The organism is Agathobaculum ammoniilyticum (assembly GCF_025567315.1).
In the GTDB taxonomy this organism is placed as follows: Bacteria; Bacillota; Clostridia; order Oscillospirales; family Butyricicoccaceae; genus Agathobaculum; species Agathobaculum ammoniilyticum.
On the sequence record NZ_JAOQJE010000016.1, the window covers coordinates 14590 to 30533 of the forward strand.

General features: G+C 49.9%; 15 protein-coding genes and 1 pseudogene. 13 read left to right on the forward strand and 3 right to left on the reverse strand.

What is annotated here, in order from left to right:
- Positions 1-21 precede the first annotated feature (21 nt).
- From OCV66_RS13630 to OCV66_RS13670, 9 genes are all read left to right on the forward strand, one after another.
- Entirely contained in the window at positions 22-471 is a 450-nt protein-coding gene (locus OCV66_RS13630; RefSeq protein WP_147574517.1) for a MarR family transcriptional regulator, read from the forward strand.
- 36 nt (positions 472-507) lie between these two features.
- Positions 508-1233, forward strand: coding sequence for an L-2-amino-thiazoline-4-carboxylic acid hydrolase (locus OCV66_RS13635; RefSeq protein WP_147574518.1), 726 nt, complete (start codon positions 508-510; stop codon positions 1231-1233).
- Positions 1234-1244: 11 nt separating this feature from the next.
- Positions 1245-3053, forward strand: a complete 1809-nt coding sequence (locus OCV66_RS13640) for an FAD-dependent oxidoreductase (RefSeq protein WP_147574519.1) — start codon at positions 1245-1247, stop codon at positions 3051-3053.
- A 16-nt stretch (positions 3054-3069) separates the two neighbouring features.
- The gene (locus OCV66_RS13645; protein ID WP_082397373.1) at positions 3070-3378 is read left to right on the forward strand and encodes a 2Fe-2S iron-sulfur cluster-binding protein; all 309 of its coding nucleotides are present in this window, start codon (positions 3070-3072) and stop codon (positions 3376-3378) included.
- Positions 3379-3424: 46 nt separating this feature from the next.
- A complete protein-coding gene (locus OCV66_RS13650; RefSeq protein WP_054328216.1) occupies positions 3425-4687 on the forward strand; it encodes an Nramp family divalent metal transporter in 1263 nt (420 codons plus the stop codon).
- 78 nt (positions 4688-4765) lie between these two features.
- A complete protein-coding gene (locus OCV66_RS13655; RefSeq protein WP_054328217.1) occupies positions 4766-5509 on the forward strand; it encodes an SDR family NAD(P)-dependent oxidoreductase in 744 nt (247 codons plus the stop codon).
- A gap of 14 nt (positions 5510-5523) precedes the next feature.
- A complete protein-coding gene (locus OCV66_RS13660; RefSeq protein WP_054328218.1) occupies positions 5524-6702 on the forward strand; it encodes a M20 metallopeptidase family protein in 1179 nt (392 codons plus the stop codon).
- Positions 6699-7544, forward strand: a complete 846-nt coding sequence (locus tag OCV66_RS13665; RefSeq protein ID WP_054328219.1) for a nitroreductase family protein — start codon at positions 6699-6701, stop codon at positions 7542-7544. Before OCV66_RS13660 ends, OCV66_RS13665 begins: the two co-directional genes overlap by 4 nt.
- Positions 7545-7565: 21 nt before the next feature.
- A complete protein-coding gene (locus OCV66_RS13670; protein WP_054328220.1) occupies positions 7566-8840 on the forward strand; it encodes an L-cysteine desulfidase family protein in 1275 nt (424 codons plus the stop codon).
- A gap of 660 nt (positions 8841-9500) precedes the next feature.
- On the opposite strand, the gene OCV66_RS13675 is transcribed toward OCV66_RS13670, so the two are convergent.
- Together OCV66_RS13675 and OCV66_RS13680 are read right to left on the reverse strand one after the other, a co-directional pair.
- Positions 9501-9836 (reverse strand): IS66 family transposase, encoded by a 336-nt coding sequence (locus OCV66_RS13675; protein WP_054328221.1) that lies wholly within the window; start codon positions 9834-9836, stop codon positions 9501-9503.
- A 102-nt stretch (positions 9837-9938) separates the two neighbouring features.
- Positions 9939-12593 (reverse strand): cation-translocating P-type ATPase, encoded by a 2655-nt coding sequence (locus tag OCV66_RS13680; RefSeq protein WP_107631647.1) that lies wholly within the window; start codon positions 12591-12593, stop codon positions 9939-9941.
- 491 nt (positions 12594-13084) lie between these two features.
- Between OCV66_RS13680 and OCV66_RS13685 the strand changes: the two are divergent.
- A pseudogene (locus tag OCV66_RS13685) lies at positions 13085-14246 on the forward strand (IS110 family RNA-guided transposase).
- Positions 14247-14338: 92 nt separating this feature from the next.
- On the opposite strand, the gene OCV66_RS13690 reads toward OCV66_RS13685, so the two are convergent.
- Positions 14339-14554 (reverse strand): hypothetical protein, encoded by a 216-nt coding sequence (locus OCV66_RS13690; RefSeq protein ID WP_147574520.1) that lies wholly within the window; start codon positions 14552-14554, stop codon positions 14339-14341.
- Between the two features lie 2 nt (positions 14555-14556).
- On the opposite strand from OCV66_RS13690, the gene OCV66_RS13695 reads away from it, so the two are divergent.
- The 3 genes from OCV66_RS13695 (at position 14557) to OCV66_RS13705 (ending at position 15934) form a co-directional block, all read left to right on the forward strand.
- On the forward strand, positions 14557-15216 hold the full coding sequence (locus tag OCV66_RS13695; RefSeq protein ID WP_107631648.1) for a hypothetical protein: 660 nt from the start codon (positions 14557-14559) through the stop codon (positions 15214-15216).
- A 144-nt stretch (positions 15217-15360) separates the two neighbouring features.
- On the forward strand, positions 15361-15483 hold the full coding sequence (locus OCV66_RS13700) for a hypothetical protein (RefSeq protein ID WP_256435243.1): 123 nt from the start codon (positions 15361-15363) through the stop codon (positions 15481-15483).
- A gap of 190 nt (positions 15484-15673) precedes the next feature.
- Positions 15674-15934 carry a hypothetical protein gene (locus OCV66_RS13705; RefSeq protein ID WP_207724524.1) on the forward strand — a complete coding sequence of 87 codons (261 nt, stop codon included), beginning with the start codon at positions 15674-15676 and terminating at the stop codon, positions 15932-15934.
- Positions 15935-15944 lie beyond the last annotated feature (10 nt).

Genomic DNA, 15944 nt, shown 5'->3' on the forward strand with positions numbered 1-15944 from the left:
GAAACAAAAAGAGGTGGAAATGTGGAAAACTTTTACCAGGAAACAGAAACAATTATGGTTCGCCTCTTTAACTGTTATACCAATTTGCAGCGCTCTAAACATGAATACTGCTCAGGGGTGGAGTTGTATCCGTCCGAGATTCATGCGATAGAATGCATTGCGGCGACCCGAGCGCTCAATCTGACGGAGCTCTCTAATCAGCTGGGATTGACGAAAGGTGCTGTGTCCAAAAGCGTTGGAAAGCTCGAGAAAATTGGACTACTGCGCCGCTACAAATATGTAAGTAATCAAAAGGAAGTATACTTCCATCTGACAGAGCTTGGAGTACAGGCGTATGAAGGGCATAAGCGCTACCATGAGGCGATGGATCGCGTGATGGAACAGTATGGGGAAGCGGTATCAAAAGAAAAGGGGGAGGAAATATTGCACTTTCTGCAGCTTTATCTGGAACAGATGCAGACATTGGGATGAAGAAGTGTGTTTGATTTTCAAAAGGGAGGTTTTTCTATGGATGTTATTCTTTCGTCGGCGTCCCATCACGCAATGCTGTTTGCCTATTTGGCAAAACGGACGATAGATGCTTTTGGAGAGGCGGGCAAGGCTGCGGTAACGGCGGGTGTAAGGCATTATGGTGAGCAGCGGGGGCGCCGCATGGCGCTGCGCACGCAGGCGGATGGAAATCCGCTCGATGTGGAAAACTATCTGGTTTATGGCGAATGGGAGGCTTTCCCAGGGCAAATGGATCTTCGTTTCCCGCAATATGCACCGGAGGTACATATGGAAAACCATTGCTGCCCGTGGTATACCGAATGGAGTAAGCGTGGACTGCTGGAGTACGGAAGCTATTACTGCAAGGATGTAGACGCAGCGCTGGCACGCGGTTATAACGGAATGGAACTGAAGCTGCTGGCGAACCGGACACTGGGGGATGAGTTCTGCGATTTTATTTTTGACGGTTGCGGTGTGCCGACAGAACGGATGGAGGCGTTTGCAGAAAAACGGAACAAAATTGGCGGAAAAGCAAAAATGCCGTGGGAATATCATGTAGGCCATCTGTATAGTGCGATGCGGCAGGCGATTGTCTCCGCATTTGGCAAAGACGGAGAAAATGCCGTTGCGCTGGCAATGGAAGACTACAAAGAGGAATACGGCAAGGCAGCGCATGACTTGGTGCTCGAGTATGCGAATATTGATTATGACGCGATGCCTGCTTATGAGGGCATCGGAGACTGAGGAGTGTTTTTATGCTGCAGGATTTTGGGCGTATTATAGAGACTGATGTCGTTGCGGTCGGCGGCTCTGGTGCAGGCATCACAGCTGCAGTTTATGCTGCGCGTGCTGGCGCGCGAGTTGCCTTGGTTTCCAAGGGGAAAATTGGAGTGAGCGGCAATGCGATCATGGCCGGAGGCGGCTTTGGTGTGGATGGAGAGAGCGGCAAAAACCTGCTGCACCTGGATTTTGCCGACCCCTCTTTTACGAAGGAACGACTGTTCGACTGTATTGTGAAAGAATCATTTTATCTGGCAGACCAAAATATGGTGCGGCAGTATATCGACGACGGGCCGATCGTGATGAAAGATTATCTGGGATGGGCCGAGCGAGCGGGACAGGACTTCTTCTGCTGTCCGCCAGCCAACTGGATTGCCTCCGGACTGAGCTTTACCAAAGCATTGGTACAAGGGTTGAAAGAAACCGCAGGCATTCAGACGTTTGAAGACATGATGATCGTTGAAGTGCTCACAAATGAAAAAACGGTCTGCGGCGCAGTTGGTATAGACATATATACTGGCGAGGCGGTTCTGTTCCGCACAAAGGCTGTTGTAATTGGAACCGGCGGCTATATGCCGTTTTCGATGAACAACACCGTGACTGATATGACTGGGGATGGGCCGGCAATGGCGTACAGGGCCGGCGCCCGGCTGACAGATATGGAATTTATCCTTTCGTTCCCGACTGCGGTAGTGCCGCAGGAGATGAGAGGCTCGATCTATCCTTATGTGTTTGAGTATAACATGCGCAATCTCAAATACACGATCAGGGACAAAAACGGCGATCCGTTGCCTATACCGGAGGAGGTCGTTAAGTTGTCTCGTGGAGGAAAGCTGAGTAAACTGGTCACCTCCTATTATTTCGGTTATGCGGCGGATCAAGGATTGGCGGGGCCGAATGGGGGATTCTTCTACGACTATTCTGCCAACAGCCGCGAAGAGAAAGAGGCAGGACTAAAGATTTTCTATGACCGGTTTGACCGGTGGCACAGGCATGGGTACTACAAGGGTGAGAGTCTGGCAACGGTCGAGCGGATGCTATTTGCAGACGAACCGATTGAGGTTGGTATTGGCGCGGAGTACTGCATGGGCGGCGTTGAAATTGACGACCAGATGCAGACAGGCGTAGATGGTCTGTACGTCGCGGGAGAAGCAGGCAGCGGCGTGTTCGGAGCCTGCCGAGTAGGGGATGGCCTTGTGGAGATGATGTGCCAAGGAATGCGTGCGGGCCGGAATGCTGCGGCATATGCGGAGCAAAGCAAGCTCCATGCTCTGGATGAAGCACAGTCAGCACAATGCTTAAACAAAATATTTGGTATTTTTGAACATCGAGGCGGAATGAACGCCTTGACGCTCTATGAGGAAATACAGAAAGCATGTGATGAGGGCTTCGGGCTGATTCGCAGTGAGGAGAGACTGAAAAAGGCGCTGCGGCGCATAGAAGAACTGGAGGCAGAGTGGAAAAACGTAACGCTGGTCAGCCAGAGCAGAGCGTACAATCTGGAATGGCTCGGCGCACTGCAGACACAGAATCTTCTGACCTGTTGTAAGGCAGGTATTTTGGCAGCAATCGAGCGTAAGGAAAGCCGCGGATGTCACATCCGCAAGGATTATCCGCAGGTGGATCATGATAATTATCTGATAAAATATGTTCACCATGACGAGGCCGGCGAAATGAAAACCGAAATACGCAGGCCGATTGCGGATCGCATGCCGCTGCCGACGGGCAAACGGGAAAACGTGATCGAATATTTCCTGGATCCCGCCCTGAAATACAAACGATGAGAAAGGGGCGTATCGAATGAAAGTGTTAATCGACCGGTATGATCCGGATACCGGACTGCGGCGGACGGATACCTTTGAAGTCGAGAATTCAGCCTGTGAGGGTATGACGGTAATGGGGCTGCTTAACCATATTTCGCTTCATTGTGATTCGACCCTGGCGTATTACCATCACAGCGTATGCGATCATGGTATTTGCGGACGGTGTACGCTGTCGGTAAATGGTAAGGTACGGCTTGCCTGTCTTACACCGGTAACCGGATATCAGGAACTCCATTTGGCACCGGCTGCAGGGCGTGTCGTAATACGGGATTTGGTGACAAAATAGATCATTTCACAAAAAGATTAAGTGGGTATTAAAGGAGGAAAGTAGCATGGCGAACCAGACACCGCAGAAAAACGTAGATGACTTTCAACTTCCAAAAGGCGGACTGATTAAAAAGCTGTTGTATATCATGGCGTTTGTTGGACCGGCTTCCATGATTTGCTCCACTTCAATGGGACCTGGCACAGCAACATCCTGTATTCAGGCAGGCTCCTTGTTTGGTTATGACTTGTTGTGGGTGGTTGTTTTAAGTGGTATCATGTGCGGCGGCGTGGCGTATATCGGCGCAAAAGTAACAGCGATCTCCGGACAGAATGTGTTCGACTTTATCCGGGGGAAAATCGGCAAGGTAGCCTCTACCATCCTGTTCATCGTTGTGCTGTGTACATGGTATATGGTTATTTATAGCCAGGGTTCCACAATGCGCCATTTAAACGATATCATGTTTGGCGAGCAGGCAGCATCCATCGTGTATGTGGTGACTATCCTGATTATCGCGTATTTATATGTGGCCAGCTCAAATAACCGGATTATAAAAATCGCATCGGTCATGTGTACCCTGATGGCAATTATATTCTTTATCAATGTGTTTTTTGTCCGGCCGGATGCAGGGCAGCTTGCGACCGGCATTATCCCCAAGCTGCCGTCCGGTGTAGAGCAGGCCGTCATTATCGCGGGTATAATCGGTGGTTCTGCGCCAGGCACCTCGGCGCTTTGGTATTCGTACTCGGTGAAAAATCAGAAATGGGATAAGCCCTCGGCGCTGGGCTTCATCAAATATGACCAGATCGTTTTTGCAACCATGTTTACGATCTTCAGTCTTGGTATCTTCCTCTCCGGTGCAGCAGTGCTGCATCCTGCGGGGATTCAGGTGGATTCTGCTCTTGACGCAGCGAAAGCGATCGAACCGCTGGCAGGCTCCTTTGGTACTTATATTTTTGTTGCCGGCTTCTGGGGCGCGGTCTTTACTACAATCGGCGGTATGAGCACGTTGGCGTCTTACTGCATTAACTCATTGTGCCATATCAGTGAGGATAACTCGGATATCAAGGTCCGCCGGCTGATTCTGATCGGTATTGTTATTAGCCTGATCGGCGGCCTTTCGGGCGGCAATGCCATGAACCTGTTGGTCAATGTAATGGGCCTGCTGAATGTGGGTGGATTGGTGATCATCTGCATCCTGACATTCTTCACGAGCAGTAAAAAGTTTGCAGGTGAGTATAAGAACAAATGGTATACCACGCTGATGGGTATTATCATTCTGGCTTTTAATGTATATTCTGCCTGGACATATGTCGCGCGTTTCCTGTAATAATGTGTTTTGGGGATATCCTCATAGGACCCTCCTGTGAGGATATCCTTATCTGGAACAAAGAGAGGAAGATGAGGCTTGGAATTAGAAAAGCGGGTAGCAATTGTAACAGGGGCCAGCTCCGGCATTGGTGCGGTGATAGCCCGATTTTACCTGAACGAGGGTGCGTTCGTATATGGATGTGGTCTGGAGACGTGTGCGGATATCACAGATGAGAATTTTGCCTACCAGAAAGCGAATATTTGTGACGAGGTACAGGCCGCCGCGGTGGTAAAGGGTTGTCAGGAGAAATTTGGGCATGTCGATATTCTGGTTAATTGTGCAGGTGTGACGGGGATTGGCACAATCGATAATACATCGGTCGAAGAATTTCGACGCCAGTTTGAGATCAATGTATTCGGTGTGTACACCATGACTAAAGCGGCGATCGACGCGATACGCTGCTCAGAGCATGCGGTAATTATCAATATCGTCTCCGAGCTGGGTGTGAAATGTATCCCGGAACGGGTTGCATATTGCCCGTCCAAAGCGGCGGTGGAGATGCTGACCCGCTGCTTGGCAGTCGACTGTGGACCGAGGGTGCGCGTCAATGGTATTCTGCCCGGCCTGACAGAGACGCCGATGACAAAAATGCGCTATGAAAATGCTCCCGATCCGGAGGCGGAAAGGCAAAAAACACGTAACCGCTATATCCTGAAGCGGATGTGTACGCCGGAGGACGTGGCGAATGGCGCGGTATTCCTTGCCTCTGACCGTGCTTCGTTTATCACGGGCGATATGCTGGCGGTTTGCGGCGGCGGACAGTTTATAACTACCCAGTAAACAGGAGAAATGGTATGAATATTTTGGAAGAGGCTGGGCGGCATCAGGAACGCCTGATTAGCCTGCGGCGTGATATCCACCGGCATCCAGAATTGAGTTGGAAAGAAACCCGTACACAGGGCGTCATCTGCCGCGAGCTGGATGAGCTGGGAATTCCTTATGAAAAGGTGTGTGGTACGGGTGTGATCGCAGTGCTGCGGGGCGAGCGGTCTGGCCCAGTGGTAGGGCTTCGTGCGGATATGGATGCGCTGCCAATTACGGAAAAGGGAAAGGCAGAATATTCGTCTGAAAATCAGGGTGTCATGCATGCCTGTGGACACGATTGCCATGTTGCCATGCTCTTGGTGGCTGCACGGATTTTGAAAGCGCACGAAAATGAGCTTTGCGGCACGATCAAGTTAATCTTTCAGCCGGCAGAGGAGGTAATAGAAGGGGCTCATGCGATGTATACGTTACCCCAGCTTGCAGATGTCGAGCAGATTTTTGGGGCTCATGTATGGATCGACCTTCCGGTCGGCATGATTTCGGCGGAGGTTGGCCCCCGCATGGCGAGCGCGGACAACATTTACCTGACGGTGGAAGGAAAAAGCGCACATGGTGCGCAGCCGCACCAGTCAGCCGATGCGATCGTGGCCGCCTGTGCAATTGTAAACGCCTTGCAGACCGTTGTGAGCCGTACCGTGGATCCGCTTGAGCCAGCCGTCGTGACGATCGGAACGATCGCCGGTGGAACCTCGTCGAATATTATTGCCAACGAGGTTAAGCTTTCGGGAACGGTAAGATCGTTCCAGCCAGCGGTGCGCGACGCAGTGGAGCGGAGGCTGGAGCAAATCGCCTGCACGACCGCACAGGCTTATGGAACCACCTGCCGTTTTGAATACCGCCGCTGCACTCCTGCAACGATCAATGAAGCGGCATCGACCGAGATCGCGCGCAAAGCAGTCAAAACATTGTTCGGCGACAGCGCGCTTGCACATTTGAAAGAAACCACAGGTGGAGAGGATTTCGCATGGTTCCTGGAGCGGATACCGGGATGTTATGTATTCGTTGGCGCACGCAATGAGGAAACAGGAAAATGCTGGCCCCATCATCATGAATGCTTTGATGTCGACGAACAGGCCTTGGTCAACGGCGCGGCCGTTCTGGCACAGGTCGGCTTGGATGCAGGTATGAAAAGGAGTGTGCAGAAATGAGTGATAAGATCAACTTCTCGGCTGCGTTCAATAAAACCAAAGAAGAGCTTTTGTCGATGGATGAAACCGAATTTCGCGCCCGATTCCGAGAACGCTGCCATCATACCATGGAGATACAGGTGTATGCGGCTGCATACCGGGGACGGACGCTGTCGGCGGATCAACCAAAAACCGCACGACTGTTTATGGAAGTCTGGCGGGAAAGAGGGTTGCCTGAAACTCTGCCTGAGTATGTATTTGCATCCAAGCTGTTATCGTTTGCTGAGGAATTGATACAAGGAGGAAACCTTGATTTGACGCCTTACGCGCCTGCTCCCCTATCTGAGGAGGCACGGCAAGGATTTGAGCGTGTCCTGTATGAGCGCCGTTCGGTGCGGGAATGGAGTGAGGAAAAAGTACCGGACGAGTTGATTAAGAAGGTGCTGAAAGCAGGGTTGTGGGCAGCACATGCATGCAATTTGCAGTCAATACGGTATCTTGTAATTCGTGAAGAAAACTGTCCAGGCCTGTTCCGCGGAAGCGATATCCCAGGGGGGCCGGTACATATCGTGCTTTTACAGGATATGCGCGTGTACCGTGCCAATCCAGTCATGCCAGAGAGCAACCAGCTTTTGGATGCCGGGGCCGCAGGGCAGAATCTTGTACTTGCCGCACATGCCTATGGGCTGGGCGGATGCTGGCTCACTTTCACAAGCGAGCAGATGAAACAGCGCATCAGGGAACATGTGGGATTGCCGGAGGAGATTCGAATGACGACCTATGTGGATGTAGGATTCCCAGACCAATCACCATATCCGCCGCAGAGGATATCGGTAGAGGAAGCAGTTTTCCACTGGGAATGAGAAATATTGGAGGAAGACGCTATGGAGCGTAAGCTTTACGACAACTACCTGGCGATATTGAAAAGCGAGTTGATGGTCGCGCTGGGCTGCACCGAACCAATCGCAATCGCCTATGCCGCAGCACGGGCACGTGAAACGCTGGGGAGTGAGCCGGCAGAATGCGTTGTGCGCTGCAGTGGAAATATTGTCAAGAACGTGATGGGCGTGACGGTCCCGAATTCAGGGGGGATGCGCGGGATAGACGTAGCGGCTGTGCTGGGTGTCGTAGGTGGGGATGCATCGCGTGAATTGCAGGTGCTGGAATCCGTGCGGCCAGAGCATATTGAAAGGACAAAGGCTTTGCTGCGGGCGGGTTTTTGCACCTGTACACTGGCCGAAGGGGTAGAAAATCTATATGTTGAAGTCCGGTTGACTGATACGGAGGGACATTGGGCGTCGGTGGAAGTAAAAGACCGGCATAATCATATCACGCAAATCTGCAAGGACGGTGACATCTTATTTTCTGATGGAGCGCTTCAACAAGATAGCGAACAGGCCGGAGATAAATCGCTTCTTACCGTAAAAAATATTCTGGAGTTTGCGGACACAGTCCGATTTGCAGATATCGAGGAGATAATCGGAAGGCAGGTGGAATGCAACACCGCGATTTCTCAAGAGGGGCTTAAAGGAAGCTATGGTGCACAAACTGGCCGTGTGCTGCTGGAGACGGGAAGCGCGGACCTACATACGAGAGCGAAAGCGGCAGCGGCAGCGGGTAGCGATGCACGCATGAGTGGATGTCCCCTACCAGTAGTAATTAACTCTGGGAGCGGAAACCAAGGTATCACAATTACTATGCCGCTGGTGGAATATGCCAAAGCCTATAGTATTGGTAAGGAGCGCCTGTACCGCTCTCTGGCGGCGGCTAATTTGATTGCAATCCATCAGAAAAAGTATATTGGAAGTCTATCCGCCTATTGTGGAGCGGTCAGTGCAGCCTGTGGAGCAGGGGCTGGGATTGCTTATATGCTTGGTGGGTCATATGAACTGGTATCGTGGACGATCACAAATACGATTGCAACGATTGGCGGCATGGTGTGTGACGGTGCGAAATCCTCCTGTGCGACAAAAATCGCCTCTGCGGTAGAGTGTGCGCTGCTTGGCCTTGATATGGCGAAAAAGGGGCATGTATTTCAACCGGGAGAAGGTATTGTAAAAGATACAGTTGAGAAAACAATAGAGAGTATGGGACGTGTAGGACGCGTGGGTATGCACGAAACCGATATTGAAATACTCCATATTATGATGGGAAAATAAATACAACAGATATATGAAAAAGACCGGATGCTTGCGCTTCCGGTCTTTTCCATGTGTAAGTATTGTCGGTAAAAAAGGTGCGCAAAAGTTTGAAATAGGTCGGGGAAAAAAGAGACGTTATCAACACCAGAAAAACAGGTGCCCTTAGTTTGGCGAAGACTAAAGGCGGTAGCGGAAATTAAGAAGGGTTCAGGTAGATTATATCAAAGACTAAGTCTGCGAGAAATATCACGGAGGGCGGGATAAAGTTTTCAGACGGTACAGAAATATTGCATATCAGGAAAACTTGAGCGTAAAGGAACTGTATGGACAAAAGGCTGGGAGGGGACAGAAAGCTGACTCGAAAACATCGTCACACAGTGATGCAGATCTATTGCCGTCTGGTGGATGAGTGAGGAATACAGAGCCAAAGCTCGCAACTCGTGCAGATCGAACATCTAAAATACGTCCTGAGGTGGCGAGACTGCAGCCCATGCGATTGGTATGGCGTATGGATGCAGGGCTGGTATTTTCATCAGCACAGGGTCTCCATACAGGGGGGGAATATTATTGTGTGGATAGCCCTCTTCAGATATCAGTGCGGCAAGTAAAACGCCATGTTTCACCGCGGGATATGCCAGTGAGTCTGCTTGTGGATGGTTAAGTATCCATTCAAAGTTATCATTGAAATATCCTGCTCTTGTGTGAACTCCTGAAATTTGCTCCTTTTTTATTCTTTTTCAGAATCTGAAGAGTAGTTTTATCCGCATACAGGACTTCCGCCTGCATAAGTCTGCGGTGCATTTCATCGCAGATTGGTGCCCACCGGTCATCCGTTGCGCGAAGTATCCAGATGGTCATGGTTTGCCGCGAAAAACTAATATTAGAACTATTTGGATCCTGCTCTTGGCGATAAAGAGGGGATGCCCTTACAAACTTCTGCACCATGATATGATCAATCGCTTCTGGCGAAGCAAAGCGGCTCAGTATCATGGCTGAAATCTTCTTCTTTTTCATGCTCGGCGTTTCCGTTGACTCAACCCTATATTCCTAGAAAGCGTTTGTAGACAAAATATTGGTGTTCTAAGAAAAGCAGAGACGCCTCCTCTGCTTTTTTGCTTATTTATGGTTGCTTTTTTTTATTATTTTCGCAATTTCCACTTGAAGAATTGACATAAGGGACAGGCACGCCACAATTAACCATTGAGTGCCATCCAACCTGGTCAGTTGGAACGAACTTTGAAGCGTAGGCACAAATAGAATACACGCCATCAGAATTGCAGAGGCAACAAAGGAAAGGATCAGCCAGGGATTGATTCCCTCGTCTCGCACCCAAATCGGTTCTGTGTTTGAGCGCTGGTTAAAAGCTCGCAGCATCTGTGAAAATGCCAGCACAGAGAAAGCCATTGTCTGGCCGGTCACATGACTACCTATGCTTGCACCAATCCAGTAAGCACAGATGGTCATAGCCGCCACAAAGATACCCTGTGTAATAACACGGCGCACCAGATCTTTTTCAAACAAAGTGCCTGATTTTACCGGCTTATGATTCATAATATTTTTGCTGGCCGGATCAATGCCCAGTGCCAATGCAGGCAATGTAGCTGTGGCGAGGTTTACCCACAAAATGTGTACGGCCAGAAGCGGTGCAGCCCAGTTAAACAGGGTTGCAATAAACAAAGTCAGAATTTCCGCTATATTACCGACAAGTAGGAACTGAATCACCTTTTGGATATTGCGGTAAACACGACGACCTTCCTTGATGGCACAAGCGATGGTGGTAAAGCTGTCATCCAGCAAGATCATGTCAGCGGCATCTTTTGCCACGTCTGTGCCGGTGACACCCATTGCTACTCCTATATCTGCTGCTTTCAGGGCAGGAGAATCGTTGACGCCATCGCCTGTCATAGCCACTACTTCACCGGAGCGTTTCAAACTCTGGATGATACGGAGTTTATCCGAAGGGGATACACGGGCGAATACAGTTGTTGTTTTCACCGCATCGTCTAATTCATCATCCGTCATCGCATCCAGATCCTCAACGGATATGACCGTATTACCTTTCCGGTAAATATCTAATTCCTTTGCAATGGTAAGAGCAGTCGCCTTGTGGTCGCCGGTGATCATAATTGTTCGGATACCTGCTCGTCGGCAGATGCGCACAGAGTCGGCTACCTCTTTGCGAGGGGGGTCAATCATTCCGGCCACGCCGATAAAGGTCATGTCAAATTCTACACTTTCGTCGTCATCAGACGGCAGTATTGGGAGTATTCGCATGGCAAAACCAAGCACACGCAGTGCATTTTTCGACATGGAAAGACAAAGTCCTGCTATGTTATCCCGATCGGCTTCTGTAATAAAACGTACACCCTCTGATGTGAGAATATGTGTGCATAGTGGGAGCATTTCATCCACTGCGCCCTTAGTATAAGAGGTCCACTTTCCATTGATGCGGTGAACCGTGGTCATTCTTTTTCGTTCTGAATCAAACGGTTGCTCAAATACACGAGGATATTTATCCTCAAGCTCTTCATGATCGATTCCGAATGCCCGCGCCATATAAATCAGCGCACCTTCGGTAGGGTCGCCGATGACCGCTCCCTTTCTGCCCGGGTCAATACTGGCATCGTTGCAGAGCGCTGATGCATAAACCAATTCCCTATATACTTCGGGATGCTGTTTTGCAACACTTTCAACTGGAGTGGTTGTGCCGGTTTCAAAATCCCCGTTGACTGCAATATGAGTTACCGTCATTTTATTGAGGGTAAGAGTACCGGTTTTATCAGAACAAATGACAGTGGCGTTGCCAAGAGTTTCTACTGCGGGTAATTTGCGAATCAATGCATTTTGCTTCGCCATACGTTGTACGCCTAAAGCCATCACAATAGTAGCTGTGGCAGGCAAGCCTTCTGGAATGATGGAAATCGCCAATGAAATTGCAAGAAGAAACTGTGGAATCAACGGACGGTGATAAAAAGTGCCGATAGCGAAAATCAGGGTGCAGATAATTAGGCCAACAACAGTCAAGGTCTTACCAACCGCATTTAGCTTGCGTTTTAAGGGCGTATCCATATCGTCCTGATTGTCCAGCAGACCGGCAATATTACCCACCTCAGTATCCATGCCGGTGGCTACTACAACTCCAGCCGCTCGCCCGTATGTGACAATGGAGGAGGCGTACGCCATATTGCTGCGGTCCCCCAAGGGACAGACTTCTGGCAGTATGTTTTCCGCATCCTTCTCGGAGGGTACAGACTCCCCTGTCAAAGAAGCCTCCTGAACCTTTAAGTTTGCAGAATCAATCAAGCGCAGATCCGCCGGAACCATATCTCCATCGCCAAGTATTACAATGTCACCCACTACCAGTTCGCTGGCGGAAATGACGCTCTCTTCGCCTTGACGTAATACACGGGCTGTGGGGGTGCTCATATTGCGCAGTGCTTCCAGAGAGGATTGCGCTTTCTTTTCCTGCACAATGCCGATGATAGCGTTGAAAATAACAATGGTAAAGATTACAGCCGCCTCCGTCCACTCCTGTAAGATTGCGGAAAAAGCAGCCGCGCCGATGAGGATAAGTACCATCGGGTCAAGGATTTGCGCTTTCAGCATTTGCGGGATTGTTTTTGGCGGTTTCGAGCACAGCTCATTGCGCCCATTTTTTCTTAACCTTTCGACAGCCTCGGCATCAGCCAATCCCTTCTCGGAGGTATGTAGAGCCTGATAGACCTCCGTAAGTTTCAGTGTGTGCCAAGGTGTCTGCCTGTGTCGATCCATAAAGGATCAATCACTCCTTTCTTTGATAAAATTGATATTCTGACCGCCTTTCAGCGGTGATCAGCAAACAGAAATACAAAAAGGCATAGCCTGCTATCTAACGATTAGACGCAGGTTATGCCTATATTAACGATATTCAGTTTACAGCAAATATTACTTCGGTCAGCGTCGCTACTGTCGGCGTCGTCCATGATAGTTCTTTCAATCCTTTTTTTCGATCTTTCAAAAGTATACAAGAGGATATTCAATAAGTCAAGAGCTGAATTGATGATTTGCTGTAAATACTTTCCACCTCGAAAATAAAACATTTCAATATATAGCGCACAAAGAAATTTTCAGAGGATATAAAATTTAAAATACCACAGGGGATATTAAAATGCCGACACTGCCAGCACTTACAGAATCAATGGCCTAACATTCATTATCTTCCTTTGCCTCTGCCTGTAATCCGATGCTTTATTTGCCGCTACTACAATATTGCCGGCAAAAGCATGATCGCCGTCATGCGGCCTTTGTGAGAGATGGTGCCTCCTCCCTTTGAGGTGGGACACACAGATGTTGAGTTGTACGAACTGTCCGAACTGCTGTGGGAACTGGACGGCGAAAATCGCATACTGATGGAGACTGCGGGGAACTGCCATTTGCCGGTTGCCAGCCTCCTTTACCATTCCGAGTTTTACGGTTCCGTGGTGAACGCCATGCTGATGCATGGCTACGGGAGTAACAGTCTACGGCGGGCCAAGACCGACAAGAAAGACGCGATCAAGTTGGCCAATTACGGCCTTGACCACTGGCTGGCGATGCCCAGTACATCCCAGAGGATGAGATACGGCTCATGCTGAAAACCACATACCGACAGTACCAGCAATATGCCAAGGTGCAGACCATGCTCAAAAACAACCGGATTTCCTTGCTCGCCACCGCTTTCCCTGGTGCAAACCGCCTGTTTATCAGCCCTGTCAGGGCGAATGGCAGCGAGAAATGGATAGGCTTTGTAGCTGCTTTCCCGCATTGTGAGTGTGTCTGTGGGTTAACCAAAAAGGCTTTTACAGCCAAGTACCAGAGGTGGTGCAACAAACACGGTTACAACTTCAGCCAGGATAAGGCGCTGGACAGTTATACCTCCGTCTGTGGACATTTCAGTGTCATGCCCAAGGCCAATACGACCAGGCTCCTGATAGAGCAGGCGGTGTTCCAACTCTGGGCTGTATCCACTGCACTGGCTGCGCTCAGAAATGCAGTCTCTGGCGGCATCGCTGCCGGAGTACTCCATTGTGATGGGGATGTTCGGTGTTGTGATCCGGCTCTCGGCTCCAGCTTATGGCGGAGATCGGCGCTGTGCGCCGTTTCCACTCCAAGAACGCGTTGGTGGCCTTCGCGGGCATCGACGCCCCTCCATACCAGTCCGGCCAGATGGAAGTCCGTAGCCGCAGCATCTCCAAACGGGGTTCCTCCGCTCTGCGCAGAACATTGTTCCTGGTGATGAGCGTGATTTTCCAGCGTTCCTCCGCCGATGAGCCGGTGTACCAATTCATGGATAAGAAACGTGCTGAGGGAAAGCCCTATCGTGTTTACATGATGGCCTCCACCAACAAATTCCTGCGCATTTACTACGCCACTGTGAAAAAGCATCTGGATAGTCTCGAAGCCTGATCTTATCCTGAACCTGTCCATTCTGGGCCAGAGTCAAAATTTCCGGTGGCTTGGTTTTCTGTGTCCTTTTTGCCGCACCTAAAAATAGCGGTTCATTTCAATTCGGTTCTTGACATTCGTGCCCATATAGAATCAACAGGTGCTGCCTGCTTTAACTTTTTCGTGCTCATTTGCTTAACTTTCTTATGAACAAACACAGTATATGGCGGGGCAAATACAGCTGGCGAAGTATTAGCGGCAAATGCAGATAAAAATAAAGTCGTCTTTGTATGGTCATCAAACAGTTTAGAAAGTTCTGCAACCGTCATTAATGGAACAGCCGAAACAACCATTAAAAATGCTGAATATGCTTCGGGCATACATCGCTGTTACTGATAATAAAGTTCTTATCGCATACGCCAATAATAATAATTCCTTCTATGGCACAACCACCATCCTTGAAGTATTCGGCAACCAAATCGCAGGCTCGTTCCTGAACAACTCCAAAGACGCAATAGCCCTTGAATCCGGCGAGGACGGCGAAACCATCAAAACCGGCTTTGGCGGGTACTGCACATGCGAGGGCATAACCGCAGGACAGATGATCGATTCAGAGGGAGTAACAGCGTATAGCCCGCTGGATGAGTGGCTGGAAATCAAAGACCCGTGGGCGAGAGGGTATGTGACGGGAGAATATACAGGCGACGGTACAACAAAAGCAACTATTGATGTAGGATTTAAGCCCGCGATGGTTGCGATTTATAGCGCTTATAACGAAACTTCGGATTTGGCTAAATTGTCCCAATTCGTGATTTTCCCAGAGCAAACAGCAATTCGATCACCGTTTAGTGCGAGCGTTAGCTATTCGATTAGTTTGGCCTGGTCTGATACAGGCGTTACTCTTACTGGCACACTCAATGGCACTACGATGCCAAATGCAAACGAAAAGCTATACAAATACATTGCAATGAAGAAATGGGGTGTTGAATGATGCTCATTGTAAATGAAGTTACCAGACAGATGCGCACCCTCCACCACGGACAAGCACCGAATGGGTGGCTGTCCCTGTCAGTCTTGAACCCTGTGCGCGTATTACTGCCCGTACTGCGAGTTGGCGATTGAGGACGGCGCGCTGGTGGATATTACGCCGACCGCCCGACCTCCTGAACCGGAGCCGGAACCGACGCAGGAAGAGCAACTCCGCGCGGACGTGGATTTTATCGCGGCTATGACGGGGTGGAGCTATGACAGTATTTGAAATGGCGTGACAATATAAAAACACAGGCGAAAGCTGAAAAGGAAAGTATGATGTACAAGAACCTGCTGATTGAAAACGGGTTCCTGCAGGGCTGATCAGGAAGGAGGTGACGGGGCGGGTCAAACCGCCCCACTTGCCTATGGAAAACCAATGAACAAACAATCCGCACGAGTGCATCACGCTTGCCCGCGTGGAAGCGTTGGAAAAGCGGATGGACAGGGCGGGCGACACGCACAAGGAGTTCTTTGACCGTATCCGCGCATTGGAGCAGGACAGCGCGGTACAGGAGGAACGGTATAACACCATTATTGAGAAACTGGACAGCCTGACCGCTACCGTCGCGGAGGTTACAAGCAAGCCCGCAAGACGGTGGGAAAGCATTGTGGACAAGTCGGTATGGGCAGTTCTGGCGGCAGTAATCGCATTCCTGCTTGCAAGAATTGGACTTTGAAAGGAGCGTA

Bases quoted from the DNA above. Each gene is read 5' to 3' on its own strand.
- OCV66_RS13680 (WP_107631647.1), bottom strand. From the start codon at position 12,593: ATGGATCGACACAGGCAGACACCTTGGCACACACTGAAACTTACGGAG.
- OCV66_RS13690 (WP_147574520.1), bottom strand. From the start codon at position 14,554: ATGACGGTTGCAGAACTTTCTAAACTGTTTGATGACCATACAAAGACG.
- OCV66_RS13665 (WP_054328219.1), top strand. From the start codon at position 6,699: ATGAGTGATAAGATCAACTTCTCGGCTGCGTTCAATAAAACCAAAGAA.
- OCV66_RS13670 (WP_054328220.1), top strand. From the start codon at position 7,566: ATGGAGCGTAAGCTTTACGACAACTACCTGGCGATATTGAAAAGCGAG.
- OCV66_RS13675 (WP_054328221.1), bottom strand. From the start codon at position 9,836: ATGAAAAAGAAGAAGATTTCAGCCATGATACTGAGCCGCTTTGCTTCG.
- OCV66_RS13640 (WP_147574519.1), top strand. From the start codon at position 1,245: ATGCTGCAGGATTTTGGGCGTATTATAGAGACTGATGTCGTTGCGGTC.
- OCV66_RS13650 (WP_054328216.1), top strand. From the start codon at position 3,425: ATGGCGAACCAGACACCGCAGAAAAACGTAGATGACTTTCAACTTCCA.
- OCV66_RS13645 (WP_082397373.1), top strand. From the start codon at position 3,070: ATGAAAGTGTTAATCGACCGGTATGATCCGGATACCGGACTGCGGCGG.
- OCV66_RS13695 (WP_107631648.1), top strand. From the start codon at position 14,557: ATGGAACAGCCGAAACAACCATTAAAAATGCTGAATATGCTTCGGGCA.
- OCV66_RS13635 (WP_147574518.1), top strand. From the start codon at position 508: ATGGATGTTATTCTTTCGTCGGCGTCCCATCACGCAATGCTGTTTGCC.
- OCV66_RS13660 (WP_054328218.1), top strand. From the start codon at position 5,524: ATGAATATTTTGGAAGAGGCTGGGCGGCATCAGGAACGCCTGATTAGC.